Genomic DNA, 17,329 nt, shown 5'->3' on the forward strand with positions numbered 1-17,329 from the left:
CGCTACCGCTGCGCCGGTGAGCCCGATGCCAACGTGGTGCGCAGACCGCGTTATCCCCATCAACGTTATCCGCATCACAAACGGAAGCGAAAACCCAGGGTGTAAGTCCGCTCGGGCGATGCGATCTCGCGCGGGAAATCGCCATGCCGCTGACCGAAATAATTATTGGTCGTGGTGCCGAGCAGATTGGTGGCCTCGGCAAACAAGGTCACATGCCTGTTGAGCTCGTAATTGAAGGCGGCATCCAGCCATTGCTCCCGCCCCTGATTGATTTGCTCGGGCTGATCGCCTGAGCTGTTGAAGCTCACCGCATAGTCGCCACGCCAGTTGTAGGCGACCCGCGCCGAGAACCGCGCGTATTCGTACATCAGGATCGCGTTATAGGAATTTTTGGAGACGTTGGTCAACGGCTGGCTGATCCCTTCCGGCGATTCGGCCTTCGCCGAGATATAGGTGTAGTTGAGCTGGCTGCCGAAGCCGGACCACCCACCCGGCAGAAAGTCGTAGAACTGCGTGTATCCCACCTCCACGCCCTTCAAGCTGCCCTCGCCGGTATTGCGCGGCCGGCTGATCGAATAGACGATGCCACCGATGGATTCATCGGCTGCGTAATTCTGGATATAGCCATCGATCTTGCGATGAAAGCCGGCAACCGACAGCAATGAGCCGGGACGGAAATACCATTCCAGCGACACATCGGCATTGCGCGATTCCACCGGACGCAGCTGCGGGTTGCCGCCATTGCCGCGCGCCGGCAACGATTCGGTGGACTGATACAAGGCCAGCTGCGGATTGAGATCGGCAAATTCCGGGCGCGTGATTGTGGTACTGCCTGCCAGCCGCAGCATCAGGTTGTCATGCAAGGTGAGGTTGGCGCTGTAGTTGGGTAACACCTTGTCGATACGCCGATCGATGCTGACCGGGCTCAGCACGCCATCCACCGACTGGCTGCCCTGCAGTTGCGAATCCAATCGCGTCGCGCGCGCCCCCACACGCCCATCGACAGGAATGGACCCAAGCGAGAACCCGTAATTCACCTGCGCATAGATCGCATAGCTGTCTTCGCGATCGTCGAAGAACAAGGCAGGGTTTTCATCGGGCCGGCCCGGCGGCTGCCCCATCACGGTACGCAACCGGGTGCTTTGCTGCAGCAGGACGTCCTGGTTGGCCGATGCCCAGCGATCGCTGGTGAATGCACGCGCCCCGTCGAGCATGTTGCCGGGCGTTACCGATGCCAGGCCGGACACCTCGCTCAAGTAGATCGGTGCGCCGGTCAGATTGTTGCGCGCGCCGGTATCGCCGGAGTGATTGGTCGCCGTCCGCCGGCTTGCGCGCGCACCCACGTCCACCGATCGCAACGGCCCCAGCTCCAGGTCGAAGGTGGCATCGGCCCGCCATGCCCACTCTTCGCCTCTCTGCGTGTTCCAGCTGTCGTAGTACTGACTCAGTTCCCAATTTCCTGGCGCTGTGACGTCATAAGCGCTGCCATCGGCCTGGGTGATCCAGACATCTGCAGCGCCGCCTGACGAACGCATGTTCAATCGCGGCGCCTGCGTGGTCATGTCCAGGGTGAACGAGCGGTTCCTGGCAGTGCTATGGGTATAGGCGAGCTCGCTGCTCGCACGCATGCGCTCGCCGGCCCAACGCCCGCCCAGCGCAGCTTGGTAGGTATCGGATGCGTTCTTGTGCGCTTGCGTGCTGGAGAGCGTGCGCACCTCGCGCGCCACCAGGCCAGCCAGCACATCACTGCCCGGCCGCAGGCTGACCGCTTCGGTGTTCTCTGGCGTGGCCAGCCCCGGGAATGGCAACCAGTAATTCACTTGGGGCCGGTTGTCGTACCCGATGTACAGCGTGTCGAAATACACCTCGCTGTTCTCGCTTGGCGCCCATTGAAACGAAAAATTCGCCGATTTGCGCTTGCGATCGCCGCGCGCCATCAATCCGCCTGCGCTGTAAGGCACGTAGATCTGCTGGGCCGGATCGAGCGGGTTCGCCTTCCGGTCGTAAGTGCCGTACAACGTGTTGGATTCCTGATACGGGCGGCGTTGATAGGACACGCTTCCCATCCAGCCCATGCGGCCCAACCCGGTGTCGCGGCGCTGGCTGAGGGTGAGGCTGCCATTGGGAACGGTCTTGCCTGATTGGTCGCCCCGCAAGGCGCTGATGCTGCCGGCAATGGTGCTGTCCTGATCGAAATCGAATGGCCGCCGCAGATGCACATCGACCACCCCGGCGATGCCACCTTCCTGAAATTGCGCGCCAGTGGTCTTATACACATCCACGCTGCGCAGCAATTCGGCCGGAACATCGGCCAACTCCATGTCGCGACCCACCGTTGTGAAGACGTTTCGCCCATCCAGGGTGGTGATGACGTTCGGCAAGCCGCGCACCAGCACCTGCCCCACTTCGCCACCGGCGCGCGCCACCTGCACGCCGGTCACGCGTTGCAGGGCCGCAGCCACGCTGTTGTCGGGCAGCTTTCCGATGTCTTCGGCGACAATGGAATCGCTGATTTCCGCGTTCGATTGCTTGATCGCGATGGCGCTTTCCACGCTGCTGCGCACCCCTTTGACCTGCACCGCTTCCAACGTGGATGTGGCCGGCGCCGCGGGATCGGGGTTGGGCGCGGCCTGTTGCGCCGCCGCGTTGCAACTCAGGACCAAACCGATGCACACACCCAGCGGCCGATACGTGATGGCACGCCGCGCGACAGACGCATGCTGCGACGGAACAAGCATGATGGCCTCCTGGGGCAGCAGTGCGATGACGCGCGGCTGGGCGCGCCTGCGCAAGTCAGGCAAACCGGGCCGCACGAGCCGCGAGGTGTTGAACAAGGCCGAATTACAGCGGTGCCGCTCGCAGTGCAGCGTGATCGCGTCCGCCGTCGCGCCGCGATCATGACGCGCCTTTCATCAACGGCGAGGTGCGTGCGTGTCATGGGCAAGACTGCACATCGCAGCTGCTGCGTTTGCGCGACAATGGCAACATGAGCAGCCACGACATCTCTCCCGCCGACGCCCGTGCCCGCGCCCTGCAAGGCGCCCTGCTGGTCGACATCCGGCAACTGCATGAGCGTGCCGGCGGCCAGGCCGAAGGCGCGTTGGCGATCGCACAGAACTCCCTGGAAACCGAGCCTGCAGCCCATCTGCCGGAGCAAACCCGCGCAATCGTGTTGATCTGCCAGAGCGGCAAACGCTCGGCGCACACGGCCGCCATCTTGCGCGCGCACGGCTATGCGCACGTGGCGTCGGTGGTCGGTGGCACCAGCGCATGGGCCAGCGCCGGCCTGCCGTTGGTACGCCCGACGTTGCCGGCGGACGAGCAGGACTTTCTTGAGCGTTATTCACGCCATCTGCGTCTGTCCCAGGTCGGCCTGGAAGGTCAGCGGCGCCTGGCGCGCGCGCGGGTGTTGCTGATCGGCGCAGGCGGACTAGGCTCGCCGGCCGCGTTCTACCTCGCCGCAGCCGGTGTGGGGCATCTGCGCATTGCCGACGACGACGTGGTGGACCGCAGCAACCTGCAACGCCAGATTCTGCACACCGAAGACAGCGTCGGCACTGCAAAGGTCGACTCCGCCGCACAGCGCATTGCCGCGCTCAACCCGCGCGTGGACATCGAGGCGGTGCAAACCCGCGTGACGGCCGACAATGTCGAAGCGCTGCTGCAGGATGTGGATGTGGTGGTGGATGGCGCAGATAATTTTCCTGCGCGGTATTTGCTCAACGATGCGTGCGTCAAATTCGGTAAACCACTGGTTTACGGCGCCGTGCAGCAGTTCGAAGGACAGGTCAGCGTGTTCGATGCCGGCCGCCACCGCGGTCATGCGCCCTGCTACCGCTGCCTGTTTCCCGAACCACCGCCACCGGAATTTGCGCCCAGTTGTGCCGAGGCTGGTGTGCTCGGCGTACTGCCCGGAGTGATCGGACTCTTGCAAGCCACCGAAGCGATCAAGTTGCTGCTCGGCATTGGTGACGGCCTCACTGGCCGCCTGCTCAGTTTCGATGCATTGGCGATGCGCTTTCGCGACATCCGCTTGCCGCCGGACCCGCACTGCCCGGTGTGCGCGCCTGGCGCGGCATTTCGCGGCTATGCGGATTACGCGGCGTTCTGCGGTAGTGCGGTTGGTTGAGCGAGCCCACAGCGGCGTGTGGTGTCGGTCGCTGACTGATTGGCTTGCCACCGATGCAATGCGAGGTATATCGGTACGTCAAGCATTCGGCGACGTTTGCGTGGATGGCTGTCTTGCGCCCCGCACTCACCACTTTCTCACCGGGAGAGCGGCTATCGAGCGACTGGCTCCCAATGTCGAGGCGTTCGCTTTCAGGCCACGCCCAAGACGCTTGAGCAGTTTGACGATCGCCCTACGTGTTGAAACGCCGCGGCGCGCACTTCGCCATGCGCTGCCCATGACGTAAACACTCCAACAGGGCGCGCATCATTCTGCCGGGCACCAACGATCGAGCAAACGCTCACAACGCGTAAGGAATCACCCGCACGATCTCGCCAGCCTCAAAGCGCCGCGCCTGCTCGGGCAGCACGATCAATGCATTGCTGTCGGCCGCGCCACGCAGTAGATGCGAGGCATCGCCGCGGTGCGGCAGCGCGGTCAGCCGCCCATCTTCGCCGCATTCCAATCGCCCACGCAGGAATTCCAGCCGTTCGTGGCGCTTGTCCCATGGGCTTGCCAACGCCGCATGCCAGACCAGGCGCGGCTCGCTGCGTCCCTGCAATCCATCCAGCAACGGCACGCCGTAGGCGATCAGCGTTGCCAGCACAGAGACCGGGTTGCCCGGCAGGCCCAAGACCAGGCAGCGGCCAATCTGCCCCAACACCGCCGGCATGCCCGGGCGCATCCGCACACGCCAGAAATGGATGCGCCCCAATTCGCCGATCAGACGCGGCAGATAATCTTTTTCGCCCGCAGAAACGCCGCCGCAGGTGATGACCACATCGAACGCTGCGGCCGCATCTTCCAGCATGGTGCGAATGCGTTGCGGGTCGTCCGGCAAGGTCGGCCACGCGGTCGGCGCATAGCCCACTGCACGCAGCTGCGCCATCAGCATGTCGCGGTTGCTGTTGTAGATCTGACCCGGGCCGAGCGGCATGCCCGGCTCGATCAGCTCATCGCCGGTGGCCAGCACCGCAATGGTCGGGCGCGGCGCGACCGCAAGCCGCGACACGCCCAGCGCAGCGGCCAGGCCGATACGTGCAGGCGTCAACACCTGCCCGGCCTGGATCACCAGGTCGCCGGCACGCACGTCGCTGCCGGCCAGGCGTACGGCTGCGCCCGATGCAGGCGCGGTCTGAAACCGCACCATGCCATCGCGTTCGTCGGCATCTTCCTTGGGAATCACGGTATCGGCGCCATCGGGCAGTGGCGCGCCCGTGGTGATACGCAGGCATTGCCCGGCGCCCAGTGTGCCGGCCCAGCGCTCGCCGGCAAACTGTTCGCCAACCAGCTGCAGCGACGCATCGCCGCCAGCGACATCGGCGTGCCGCAGCGCAAAGCCATCCATCGCGCTATTGGCAAACGGCGGCAGCGCCAGCGGTGCGATCAGGTCGCCAGCAGAGATCCGCCCATCGGCACGCGAGGTGGCGATGTTTTCATCGGGCGAACGGTTGGTGGCAGCGACACTGCGCAGAATCTGCAGCGCCTGCGCGTACGGAATGCGGGAAGGATAATCGGTCATGCCGCGCAGGATACCAGCGCATCGCCAACGCGAAGGGTGGCCGCGCCACGCGTCGGCCAAAGGAGATGGGCTTTAACGACACGCCGCGCTGCGAGCGACTTCGATTGCACCGGCACGCGCCGCCACCCGCGCCAAAGAACGAAAAGCTGCACGCGGCAGCAACTGCCTCACGTGTCGATCGAGCGATCAGGAGGATGCGCGGAACATTTAGAACCCTGCCTGCAAGCGGCGAACGCGCAGCCTGACCGATCTGCGCGCCTGCCGAACCGCCTGAACATCACACCTCAGGCAGCCTGGGGCCCTTACTTCCCTTTGACATGCCGCATCAGGCGCCGCTTGCGGGCCACCTGGCGATCGGAGAGCGGATTCTTCTTGCCCTCGTACGGGTTGGCGCCCTCGCGAAAGATGAAACGCACCGGCGTACCAACCAGCTTGAAACGCTTGCGGAAGAAGTTTTCCAGATAGCGCTTGTACGACTCCGGCAACACCTTCAGGCGCGTGCCATGCACGATGAAGGTCGGCGGATTCGCGCCGCCCGGGTGCACATAGCGCAGCTTGGAGACATGCCCGCGAATGCTCGGCGGCGGGTTGGTCTCGTAAGCGATTTCCAGTGCCTGGTTCACTTCGCTGGTGCTGAATTCGTGCGTCGCCGATGCGTGCGCACGATGGATGGCCTGGAACAGCTCGCGCATGCCCGAGCCGTGCAATGCAGAGATCCGCACCGCCTCTGCCCAATTGACGAAGCCCAGCTTGCGCGACAGCAGGTCTTCGGCCTGCGCACGCTGGTAATCGCTTTGCCCGTCCCACTTGTTGATCGCCACCACCAGCGCCCGGCCGGCATCCAGGATCGCGCCGAGAATCGTCGCATCCTGGTCGGTCACGCCTTCGGTAGCGTCCAGCATCAGCACCGCCACCTGGCATTGCTCGATCGCCTGCAGCGTCTTGAACGCGCTGAACTTCTCGACCGCCTCTTCCACCTTGCCGCGCCGGCGCAGGCCGGCGGTATCGATCAGGCGGTACTGACGGCCATCGCGCTCCAGGTCCACCGCGATCGAATCGCGCGTGGTGCCCGGCACTTCCGAGGCGATCATGCGTTCTTCGCCCAGCAGGCGATTGACCAGGGTCGATTTGCCGACATTCGGCCGGCCCACGAAGGCGATCCGCACGCGTGCCGGGTCGTTGTCCAGCAGCTCGCCGGCACCTTCCTCGGGCAGCCGCGCACCCACCTCGTCAAGCAATTCGTCGATGCCCTGCCGATGCGCCGCAGACAACGCCACCACGTCGGAGAAGCCGTAGCGCGCGAATTCCGAGCGCACGGTTTCTTCGTCGGTGCCGTCGATCTTGTTGATCACCAGCACGGTCGGCCGCGCCAATTTGCGCAACCAGGCCAGAATCTCGTCATCGAGCGAGGACGCGCCTTCGCGGCCATCGACCACGAACAGCACCAGATCGGCTTCGCCGGCGGCGGCCCGTGCCTGGCGGGCCGTGGCTCCAGCAAGACCTTCCTCGTCGCCGGCGATACCACCGGTATCGACGACGATGAAGGGCTGCTGCTCGTCGAGACGGCAGACCCCGTAGTTACGGTCGCGGGTGACGCCAGGCTGGTCGTGGACCAGCGCGTCACGGGTGCGCGTCAGCGCATTGAAGATGGTGGACTTGCCGACATTGGGCCGTCCAACCAGGGCGACCAGGGGCAGCATCGCAAGGTCCTTATTGTGCCAACCGGAAGGCGGTGAGATCGCCGTCGGTGTTTTGTACCAGCAAGATGCCGTCGACCACCTGCGGCTGCGCCAGCAGCGTATCGCGTCCGGCACGTGCGCGCGCAGCCAGTGCGCCGTCGCTGAGTTTCAGCCAGTGCAGATAGCCCTTGTAGTCGCCAACCACGGCGTAATCGCCCTGGATGGCCACACCGGTCAGCGAACGGCGTGCCAACGCAGCCTGCGACCACATCGCCGCACCGCTGCTCTTGTCCAGCCCCCACACCGATCCAGCATTGTCGGACACCACCACGACGGCCGACGACACACCAACGCCACCGGCGCCGCCGTGATCGCGCGTCCACAGCGGACGGCCGCTCGGGCCTTCCAGCGCGAGGGTTTCGTTCTTGAAGCTGGTCGCGTACAGCGTGGTGCCATCCAGCACCGGCGCACCATCCACATCGGACATACGCTCCAGCTCGGTACGGCCTTCCGGCACGCCGATGGCCTGCTCCCACAACGGGCGACCGTCCTGCAGCGCCAGCGCACTCAAGGTGCCGCTGTCGTTACCGACGAACACCACGCCCGGGCCGGTCACGATCGGCGCATTGCCGCGGACGGACAAGGTCGGGCCTTCTTCGGCATGGAACCAGCGACGCTCGCCGGTTGCCGCATCAAACGCAGTCACGCGACCGTCGTTGCTACGCACCAGCACCAGATTCTGTGCAATGGCCGGCGCAGCAATCACTTCGTTCGGCACCTTGGCCCGCCATTTTTCAGTGCCGTCGGCCTGGTTCAAGGCGATCACATCGCCGGACAGGCTACCGATCACCACCAGGCCCTCGCCCACACCGGGACCACCCGACAGGCGCTGCTTGAACTTGCGGTCGTTACGCTCTTCTTTCTTGGGCTTGTATTCCCACACGCGCTTGCCGGTCTGCAGGTCGAGTGCCTCCACGCCACCGGTGATCGCCGCTGCATACACCTTGCCATCGGCCACGGCCGGGCGCTGACGGACACCGATATGCCCTTCACCCTTGCCCACACCGGCAGACCAGATCTTCTCGACCTTGACCGACGGCTCGAACTTCACCAGCTCGGCAGGTTCCTGCGCCTTCTTGGCAGCAGCGTCCTTCCCGGCGAACCAGCCCTTCACGGTGCTGCAGCCAGCCAGCGACAGACCCATCACGGCAATCAACGCAACGCGCTTATACATATCAACCTGCTTCATCAAATCTGCTCCGCCGGATCGGGCACCTTGCCGCCCACATCCATCAGCTTGGTTTCCAGCAACCGGCGCTGCGGCGAAGCCACATCCACCGTGGTCAGGGCGCGGGTGTACAGCGCACGCGCCTCATCCGGCTTGCCCTGCGCGACCAATGCATCGGCGCGAATCTCCAGGCTGGCGTGGTCCTGCGCGTCGGCCAGCAGCTTGATCGCTTCGTCGGGCTTGCCGCTTTCGGTCAGTACGCGCGCCAGGCGCTGCTGCACGATCTGCTTGAGCTCGCCTTCGGCGGGCACGTCGCGCAAGGTCTTGATCGCTTCGGCATTCTTGCCGGCATCGACCTGGGCCTTGGCCAGCCGCAGCGCCGCCAGCTCGGCATAAATACCGCCCTTGCCGTCGTCCAGTGCCACGATGTCCTTGGCGGCCTTGTCCAGGTCCTTGGCCTGAATCGACTTCACCACCGCCTCGTAGCGGCCATTGGCCTCGACCAATGCGGTATTGGTGCGCGTCTGCCACCACTGCCAGCCCAGGATCAGTGCCAGACCAAGCAGGACACCGCCCACCAGACCTGCGCCATTCTTTCTCAACCAGGAACGAACGCGTTCGCCTTGTTCGTGTTCGTCCAGCAGATCGTCGATCGCCATGCGTACTCTCGCTCCGTCATCCCGGAGGCACGGAACATCAAAAGGGATAAATGAAAAACCGCAGTCCGCTTCACTCGGAAGCAGGTACCACGGAGCCGTCGGAGGATACCGCAAAACGGGCCACGTTAGCGCGCTGGAACGGTTTCACGTCGACGATACTGCCGCCTTGCTGAACCTGTACCGCCGAGGCATTACCGAGCACGATGCGTCCCACCCGACCGGGCGAATACGTGCGTTGTTCACCGGCACGTATCAGGGCTTTTTCCACCGCACTGCCATCCGGTGCCAGAATCTGCACCCAGCTGTCGCCGCTGAAACTCAGCGACAAACTGCCGCCGGCAGCAGCTGCCGCCGCAGGCGCCTTGGCGTCGGCGGTCGCACGCGGCACCGGGGTCATCGACGCGATATACGGCGCCGGCTGCTCGCGCGGCGCGGCGGCCGGCTGCGTTGCCGGAGTACCTGGCGCAGCGGACTTTGCAGCCTCCGGCATGCTGTCCAAGGACACCGTGCTAGGCGCCTTGCCATCCAGATGCGAGCGCGTTGCGTACCAGACCGGCACCGCAAACACGCCGGTGATGACCACGTACATGGCCTTGCGCGCGGTGCTTTCGAGAATGCGCCGCGCACGCGGCGTATGCGTGTGACTGACCAGCTTGACCGGCTCGATCGGCGCAATGGTGGCCTGCTGCAACAGCGGCTCCAGATCGACCTGCAACAAGCGCGCATAGCTGCGCAGCTGCCCGCGTACGAACACCGGCGCGCCCAGCCGCTGCCAGTCCTCCTGCTCCAACGCGTGCACCACATGGGCCGGCATGCGCAGCTTGCCGGCCACCTCGTCCACGCTCAGACCTGCTGCCTCGCGCGCTTCGCGCAAATGCTGTCCGCAGCCCTTTTCCTGCTCGAAAAGGTTCGGATTGGAATCACTGATCACAATGCATTGGCCCCGGGAGTAGCGGTCGCTGCGTCAGGGAATTCCTTGACCAACCGCTGTTGGTAACGGCCGGCAGCTACCTTGTCGCCTAGCCCTTGCTCAATCTGAATGGCGAGTTGTAACACGGAAGCAGTTGCCGGTGCAGCCGCAAGGCGGCGTTCGATAAAAGCGCGAGCTTCGAAAAAGCTCTTTTGGGCCGCCTCAAGGCGCGCCTTCGATTCGAGTGCGTACGCGTTCGCGGGCTCCAATTCTAGCGCTTTGCGCAGATCACGCTCTGCGCGCTCTGCTTGACCCGCCTGTAACGCGCATCCGCCCGCATTGGCGAGCGCAGAAGCAGGTGCATACCCCTGATCTTGCACGGCGCGATCAAACCAGGCTAATGATTCGGCCGCCTGACCATTGGCACACAGCCACGCGCCATAATTGTTTAGAACGTCGCCGCGCTGGGGGGCAAGTTCAGTGGTACGGCGATAGGTTTCACCGGCCGCCGGATTGCCCTGCCCCTGCTGAATGACACCCAGGAACATCAGCGCATCCACCGAATTCGGGGTCTTCTTCAAGACTTCACGCACCTGTCGCTCCGCACCGGCGTAGTCGCCGCTCTGCAGGCGATTGTTCGCCAATCCCAATCGCTGTTCCAGCGCAATACGATTTTGGGTCGCTGCGCTATCGCGAAAGTCGTAACTCGGAGCGACCTGCTCCACGCTCTTGATCTTGCCAGGCTTGGCATTGCGACCACCGCAGCCAACCGCGCTCAGCGCGATCGCCACGGCCGCCATTAACGCGAGTTCACGCTGCCGCATCTCGATCGGCCTGCCCTTCCAATGTGCGGCGGAACTCCGCCTGGCGACGGGTACGGTCCATGACCTGCCCCTTGAGCTGCCCGCATGCGGCATCGATGTCGTCGCCACGGGTGCGGCGAACCATCGTCAGCACCTGCGCATCGAGCAGGATCTTCTGGAACGCGCGAATCTCGGTCTCGCCCGAGCGCTCATAGCGCGTTCCAGGAAATGGATTGAACGGAATCAGATTGACCTTGCCGGCGTCCTTGGACTGCACCGCGTTGTCGAACTGCCGCATCAACCTGGCCAACTGGCGCGCATGCTCCGGCTGGTCGTTGATGCCTTTCATCAAGGTGTATTCGAAGGTCACCGAATCGCGCTTCTTGCTGCCGCGCAGGTAGCGCGCGCACGACTCCATCAGCTCGGCAATCGGGTATTTCTTGTTCAACGGCACCAGGCTCTCGCGCAGCGTGTCGTTCGCGGCATGCAGCGAGACCGCCAGCGACACGTCGCTTTCGGTGGAGAGCCGGTCGATCATCGGCACCAGGCCGGAGGTCGACAGCGTGACCCGCTTGCTGGCCAGGCCGTAGCCAAGATCGTCGCGCATCACACTCATCGCGCGCACGACGTTATCGAAATTCATCAGCGGCTCGCCCATGCCCATCATCACCACATTGGTGAGACGGCGCTGCTGGTGCGGCACATTGCCCAGATGGCGCGCCGCCACCCACACCTGGCTGATGATTTCGGCGGTGGTGAGGTTGCGGTTGAAGCCCTGGGTGGCGGTCGAACAAAAGGTGCAGTTCAAGCCGCAACCGACCTGGGAGGACACGCACAGCGTGCCGCGGCCCTTGTCGGGGATATACACGGTTTCGATGGCGTTCTTGCCGTCGGCGCCCATGGCCAACAGCCATTTGTGGGTGCCGTCGGCCGAAGGCTTGTCGAACACCACGTTCGGGACGAGGACCTCGGCATGCTGGTGCAACTTCGCACGCAGCGCCTTGCCGAGGTCCGTCATCTGGTCGAAATCGGTGACGTAGCGATGGTGGATCCACTTCATCACCTGATGGGCACGGTAACGCGCCTCGCCGAGCGTGTCGGCGAAGAAGCGTTCCAGACCCTCGCGATCGAGGTCGAGCAGGTTCTGCTTGCGCGGCTCCGGGGGACGGACGGAGCCGTCCTGCAGCACGGAAGGGATCACGACCTCATTCACGATTCGACTCACTCGGCCTCAGCGCGAGACCACTTCGGTGGCAGCAAAGAAATACGCGACTTCGTTGGCAGCGTTCTCGACCGAATCCGAGCCGTGAGCGGCATTGGCATCGATCGAATCGGCGAAGTCGGCGCGGATGGTGCCCGGCGCAGCGTCCTTGGGATTGGTCGCGCCCAGCAGGTCACGATGTGCGGCAACGGCGTTCTCGCCTTCCAGCGCCTGGATCATCACCGGGCCGGAGATCATGAACTCGACCAGCGCGTTGAAGAACGGACGCTCGCGGTGAACGGCGTAAAAGCCTTCGGCTTCACGGCGCGACAGCTGCTTGTACTTGGCGGCCACGACCTTCAGGCCAGCCTTTTCGAAGCGGCTGTAGATTTCGCCGATGACGTTCTTGGCAACGGCGTCGGGCTTGATGATGGACAGGGTGCGCTCCAGCGCCATGGGAAGTTCTCCGTTGGGCGGGCCACTGAAGGCCCGAGGTTATCATGAAAAAAACCCGCGACAAAACGCGGGCTTAGGCTTCTTTGCGATGGTCAATTCTATCTCGTCAACGCTACGTTTGCACACCGCCCCCCCTGAATCGTGCTGCGTTGCGACATGACCTGCCCGCAGGCGAGCCCGTAGACTCAAACAATCGTTTGATTGAGTCCTGTCTTCACGCATGCCCAAGCCCGCCCACTTCTCCACCAAGGACCGCATTCTCGGTGCGGCCGAGGAGCTGTTCGCCCAGCACGGGTTCGCCGGCACGTCGCTGCGCCAGCTCACCACGCAGGCCGACGTCAATATCGCCGCGGTCAACTATCACTTCGGCTCCAAGGAAAACCTGGTCAACGAGGTGTTCCGCCGGCGCATGGACGAGATGACCGCCGCGCGCCTGCAGCAGCTGGAAACGGCGAAGAAGTCCCAGCCCGGCGAGCTCACGGCCGTGCTCGCTGCCTTCGTCGAGCCGGCGTTGGCCATGGCGCAGGACCGCCAGAACGGCGGCGCGTTCGTACGCGTGATTGCGCGCGCTTACGCGGAAAAGAACGACAACCTGCGCAAGTTCCTGTCCGACCACTACGGACATGTGCTGCGCGAATTCGGCAAGGCCATCGCCGGCTGCGTGCCGGGCCTGAGCAAGGAAGAGCTGTATTGGCGGCTGGACTTCCTGGCCGGCGCACTGACCTATGCCATGGCCGATTTCGGGCTCATCAAGCGGCCTGTGGGCGTCAGCGAGGCCGACCATCGTGCGCGCGCGGCGCGCGAACTCATCCGTTTCGCGGAACCCGGGTTCCGCGCTCATTCCACACCGTAAACGTTCCACAAGAGGCCTATCGCTATGTCCAACCCGTTGCTAGTCCGTCGTGCCGCCGTGCTCGGTGCCGGCGTCATGGGTGCGCAGATCGCCGCGCACCTCACCAATGCCGGTGTCGACACCGTGTTGTTCGACCTGCCCGCCAAGGAAGGCCCGGCAGACGGCATCGTACTCAAGGCGATCGCCAATCTCGGCAAGCTGAGCCCCGCCCCGCTCGCCAGCAAGGCGCTGGCCGAGGCGATCACGCCGGCCAATTACGAGAGCGGCCTGGAACAACTGCGCGACTGCGATCTGATCATCGAAGCGATCGCCGAGCGCATGGACTGGAAGCAGGACCTGTACAAGAAGATCGCCCCGTTCGTGGCCGATCATGCCGTGCTGGCCTCCAACACCTCCGGCCTGGGCATCAACAAGCTCTCCGACGTGCTGCCCGAACAGTTGCGTCACCGCTTTTGCGGCGTGCATTTCTTCAATCCGCCGCGCTACATGCACCTGGCCGAGCTGATCCCGGCCAAGGGCACCGACAAGGCGGTACTGGAAGGCCTGGAAGCCTTCCTGGTGACCACGCTCGGCAAGGGCGTGGTGTATGCGAAGGACACCCCGAACTTCATCGGCAACCGCATCGGCGTGTTCTCGATCCTGTCCACCATCCACCACACGCAGGAATTCGGCCTGGGCTTCGACGAAGTCGATGCGCTGACCGGCCCGCTGGTGGGTCGCCCGAAGTCGGCCACCTATCGCACCTCCGATGTGGTCGGCCTGGACACCATGGCGCACGTCATCAAGACCATGGGCGACACCCTGCCCGACGACCCGTGGCATCAGTATTTCAAGTCGCCGAAGTGGCTGGACGCATTGATCGGCAAGGGCGCGCTGGGCCAGAAGGTCGGTGCCGGCATCTTCCGCAAGGTCGGCAAGGACATCGTGGTGGTCGACCTGGAGAAGCAGGACTATCGCCCGGCCGATCGTAGCGCCGCGCCAGAGGTGGTCGAGATCCTCAAGATCAAGAACCCGGCCGAAAAGTTCGCCAAGCTGCGCGAAAGCCAGCACCCGCAGGCGCAGTTCCTGTGGGCCAGCTTCCGCGACCTGTTCCACTACAGCGCCTACCACCTGGCCGATATCGCCGAGACCGCACGCGACGTGGATCTGGCGATCCGCTGGGGCTACGGCTGGTCGCTGGGTCCGTTCGAGACCTGGCAGGCCGCTGGCTGGAAGCAGGTGGCGCAGTGGATTGCCGAAGACATCTCCAACGGCAAGAGCATGAGCAGCGCGCCACTACCGAACTGGGTGTTCGACGGTCGCGATGGCGTGCATGGCGCCGAAGGCTCGTACAGCCCGGCGCGCGACGCCAAGCTGCCACGCTCGTCGCTGCCGGTGTACAAGCGCCAGCGCTTCCCCGATCCGTTGCTGGGCGAGCAGTTCTCGCCGGGCGAAACCGTGTTCGAAAATGACGGCGTGCGCATGTGGCACGACGGCGACGACATCGCCGTGGTCAGCTTCAAGACCAAGATGAACACCGTTTCCGACCACGTGCTCAATGGCCTGCAGGAAGTGGTTGGCCGCGCCGAGAAAGACTTCGCCGGTCTGGTGATCTGGCAGCAGAAGGAGCCCTTCTCCGCCGGTGCCGATCTGGCCGGCGCGCTTGGCCTGCTGCAGGCCGGCAAGGTCGATGCGTTCGAAGCATTGGTCGCCAATTTCCAGGCCACCAGCCAGCGCATCAAGTACGCGCAGGTGCCGGTGATCTCGGCCGTGCGTGGCCTGGCGCTGGGCGGCGGCTGCGAATTCCAGATGCATAGCGCCAAGACCGTGGCTTCGCTGGAGAGCTACATCGGCCTGGTCGAAGCCGGCGTCGGCCTGCTGCCGGCCGGTGGTGGCCTGAAGGAAATCGCGGTGCGTGCGTCGATCGCCGCAGGTCCGGGCGGCGACGTGTTCGCCGAGCTGAAGAAGACCTTCGAGACCGTGGCAATGGCCAAGGTTTCCAACTCGGCCGTCAATGCCAAGGAACTGGGCCTGCTGCGTGCCACCGACAAGGTGGTGTTCAACAGCTATGAGAGCCTACACATCGCCAAGGCCGAAGCGCGCGCGCTGGCCGAGGGCGGCTACCGCGCCCCGCTGCCGGCACGCCGCATCCAGGTCGCCGGCGACGTCGGCATCGCCACCTTCAAGATGCTGCTGGTCAACATGCTGGAAGGCCGCTTCATCAGCGAATACGACTACGAAATCGCCAGCCGCATCGCCACGGTGGTCTGCGGTGGCGAAGTGGATCGCGGCGCGCTGGTCGATGAAGAATGGCTGCTCAAGCTGGAGCGCAAGCACTTCGTCGAACTGGCCCAGCAGGAAAAGACCCAGGCGCGGATTGGGCACATGCTCAAGACGGGTAAGCCACTCAGGAACTGAGAATCGGGAGTGGGGAATCGGGAATGGGTAAAAGCCCAACCGACTCCCCGCTTCTCCCAATTATCTGCCGGGTGATGAAGATGGCGAACTCAGGCGAATCCGCGATTCCCGATTCCCCACTCTCCATTCCCGGCTATCGGAGATAGCCAAATGAGCAAGCAGATTCAAGAAGCCTACATCGTTGCCGCCACGCGTACGCCGGTGGGCAAGGCGCCGAAGGGCGTGTTCCGCAATACCCGTCCCGACGACATGCTGGCGCATGTGCTGCGCGCCGTGGTCGCGCAGGCGCCGGGCATCGATACCTCGCGCATCGACGACGCCATCATCGGCTGCGCCATGCCCGAAGGCGAGCAAGGCATGAACGTGGCGCGCATCGGCGTGCTGCTGGCGGGCCTGCCCAATTCGGTGGCCGGTCAGACCATCAACCGCTTCTGTTCGTCCGGTATCCAGGCCATCGCCATGGCCGCCGACCAGATCCGGCTGGGCAATGCCGACCTGATGCTGGCCGGCGGTACCGAGTCGATGTCGATGGTGCCGATGATGGGCAACAAGGTGGCGATGTCGCCAAGCGTGTTCGCCGACGACCATGTGGCCATTGCCTATGGCATGGGCATCACTGCCGAGAAGGTCGCAGAAGAGTGGAAGGTGTCACGCGAAGACCAGGACGCTTTTGCGCTGGCCTCCCATCAAAAGGCGATCGCCGCAATTGCCGCCGGCGAGTTCCGCGACGAAATCAGCCCGTACGAAATCCATTCGCACCAGCCCGATCTGGCAGGCAACGTCATCGCGCTGCGCAAGCGCCTGGTCGACACCGACGAAGGCCCGCGTCCGGATAGCTCGCTCGAGGGCCTGGCCAAGTTGCGCCCGGTGTTCCGCAACGGCCAGTTCGGCGGCAGCGTCACCGCCGGTAATTCTTCGCAGATGAGCGATGGCGCCGGTGCCGTGCTGCTGGCCTCCGAGCAGGCGATCAAGGATTACGGCCTCACACCGCTTGCGCGTTTTGTCAGCTTCTCGGTAGCCGGCGTGCGCCCGGAAGTCATGGGCATTGGACCGATCGCCGCCATTCCCAAGGCGCTCAAGCAGGCCGGGCTGACCAAAGATCAACTCGACTGGATCGAGCTCAACGAAGCCTTCGCCGCACAGGCGTTGGCCGTGATCCGCGACAGCGAACTGGATCCATCCAAGGTCAATCCGCTGGGTGGCGCAATCGCCCTTGGCCACCCGCTGGGCGCCACCGGCGCGATCCGTGCCGCCACGCTGGTGCATGGCCTGCGCCGTCGTCAGCAGAAGTACGGCATGGTCACCATGTGCATCGGTACCGGCATGGGCGCTGCGGGCATCATCGAAGCGCTGTGAAGCGCGTTGGAGCGCCGGGTCGGCCTTCCGGGTCGATCTGGTGTTTCCATCTGTGTCATCCATCCGCGGAGATCAGGTGTTAAGGATCACATCGCCA

At 64.2% G+C, this 17,329-nt stretch carries 14 protein-coding genes; 5 read left to right on the top strand and 9 right to left on the bottom strand.

The window, feature by feature from the left end:
* Positions 1-74: 74 nt before the first annotated feature.
* Positions 75-2,738: a TonB-dependent receptor gene (locus J7396_RS20080; protein WP_209261998.1), complete on the bottom strand. Its 2,664-nt coding sequence runs from the start codon at positions 2,736-2,738 to the stop codon at positions 75-77.
* Between J7396_RS20080 and J7396_RS20085 the strand changes: the two genes are divergently transcribed.
* Both J7396_RS20085 and moeB read left to right on the top strand, forming a co-directional pair.
* Positions 2,737-2,901, top strand: a complete 165-nt coding sequence (locus tag J7396_RS20085; RefSeq protein WP_161988242.1) for a hypothetical protein — start codon at positions 2,737-2,739, stop codon at positions 2,899-2,901. The genes J7396_RS20080 and J7396_RS20085 overlap by 2 nt on opposite strands.
* 22 nt (positions 2,902-2,923) lie before the next feature.
* On the top strand, positions 2,924-4,129 hold the full coding sequence (moeB, locus tag J7396_RS20090) for a molybdopterin-synthase adenylyltransferase MoeB (protein ID WP_209261999.1): 1,206 nt from the start codon (positions 2,924-2,926) through the stop codon (positions 4,127-4,129).
* A gap of 340 nt (positions 4,130-4,469) precedes the next feature.
* Here the strand turns inward: moeB and glp are convergent, their stop codons facing one another.
* The 8 genes from glp to ndk form a co-directional block, all read right to left on the bottom strand.
* Entirely contained in the window at positions 4,470-5,690 is a 1,221-nt protein-coding gene (glp, locus tag J7396_RS20095; protein ID WP_209262000.1) for a gephyrin-like molybdotransferase Glp, read from the bottom strand.
* Between the two features lie 302 nt (positions 5,691-5,992).
* Positions 5,993-7,390, bottom strand: coding sequence for a ribosome biogenesis GTPase Der (gene der, locus J7396_RS20100; RefSeq protein ID WP_003482878.1), 1,398 nt, complete (start codon positions 7,388-7,390; stop codon positions 5,993-5,995).
* 10 nt (positions 7,391-7,400) lie between these two features.
* Complete coding sequence (bamB, locus tag J7396_RS20105; RefSeq protein ID WP_008575359.1) at positions 7,401-8,618, bottom strand: outer membrane protein assembly factor BamB; 1,218 nt, start codon at positions 8,616-8,618, stop codon at positions 7,401-7,403.
* Complete coding sequence (locus tag J7396_RS20110) at positions 8,618-9,256, bottom strand: tetratricopeptide repeat protein (protein WP_008575358.1); 639 nt, start codon at positions 9,254-9,256, stop codon at positions 8,618-8,620. Before J7396_RS20110 ends, bamB begins: the two co-directional genes overlap by 1 nt.
* Before the next feature lie 70 nt (positions 9,257-9,326).
* Positions 9,327-10,187 (bottom strand): RodZ domain-containing protein, encoded by an 861-nt coding sequence (locus tag J7396_RS20115; RefSeq protein WP_209262001.1) that lies wholly within the window; start codon positions 10,185-10,187, stop codon positions 9,327-9,329.
* Positions 10,184-10,966 carry a tetratricopeptide repeat protein gene (locus J7396_RS20120; RefSeq protein ID WP_057681705.1) on the bottom strand — a complete coding sequence of 261 codons (783 nt, stop codon included), beginning with the start codon at positions 10,964-10,966 and terminating at the stop codon, positions 10,184-10,186. Before J7396_RS20120 ends, J7396_RS20115 begins: the two co-directional genes overlap by 4 nt.
* A 10-nt stretch (positions 10,967-10,976) precedes the next feature.
* A complete protein-coding gene (rlmN, locus tag J7396_RS20125) occupies positions 10,977-12,170 on the bottom strand; it encodes a 23S rRNA (adenine(2503)-C(2))-methyltransferase RlmN (protein ID WP_343237469.1) in 1,194 nt (397 codons plus the stop codon).
* Between the two features lie 30 nt (positions 12,171-12,200).
* Positions 12,201-12,626, bottom strand: coding sequence for a nucleoside-diphosphate kinase (ndk, locus tag J7396_RS20130; RefSeq protein ID WP_002812972.1), 426 nt, complete (start codon positions 12,624-12,626; stop codon positions 12,201-12,203).
* 220 nt (positions 12,627-12,846) lie between these two features.
* Here ndk and J7396_RS20135 point away from each other — a divergent pair, with 220 nt between their 5' ends.
* The 3 genes from J7396_RS20135 to J7396_RS20145 all read left to right on the top strand — a co-directional run bounded on the left by J7396_RS20135 (position 12,847) and on the right by J7396_RS20145 (position 17,232).
* A complete protein-coding gene (locus J7396_RS20135) occupies positions 12,847-13,479 on the top strand; it encodes a TetR/AcrR family transcriptional regulator (RefSeq protein ID WP_014090147.1) in 633 nt (210 codons plus the stop codon).
* A 24-nt stretch (positions 13,480-13,503) separates the two neighbouring features.
* The gene (locus J7396_RS20140; RefSeq protein WP_209262002.1) at positions 13,504-15,876 is read left to right on the top strand and encodes a 3-hydroxyacyl-CoA dehydrogenase/enoyl-CoA hydratase family protein; all 2,373 of its coding nucleotides are present in this window, start codon (positions 13,504-13,506) and stop codon (positions 15,874-15,876) included.
* A gap of 150 nt (positions 15,877-16,026) precedes the next feature.
* On the top strand, positions 16,027-17,232 hold the full coding sequence (locus J7396_RS20145) for an acetyl-CoA C-acyltransferase (protein WP_003482893.1): 1,206 nt from the start codon (positions 16,027-16,029) through the stop codon (positions 17,230-17,232).
* Positions 17,233-17,329: the final 97 nt, after the last annotated feature.

The sequence above is a fragment of the Xanthomonas sp. A1809 genome (assembly GCF_017746015.1).
Classification (GTDB): Bacteria; Pseudomonadota; Gammaproteobacteria; order Xanthomonadales; family Xanthomonadaceae; genus Xanthomonas; species Xanthomonas euvesicatoria.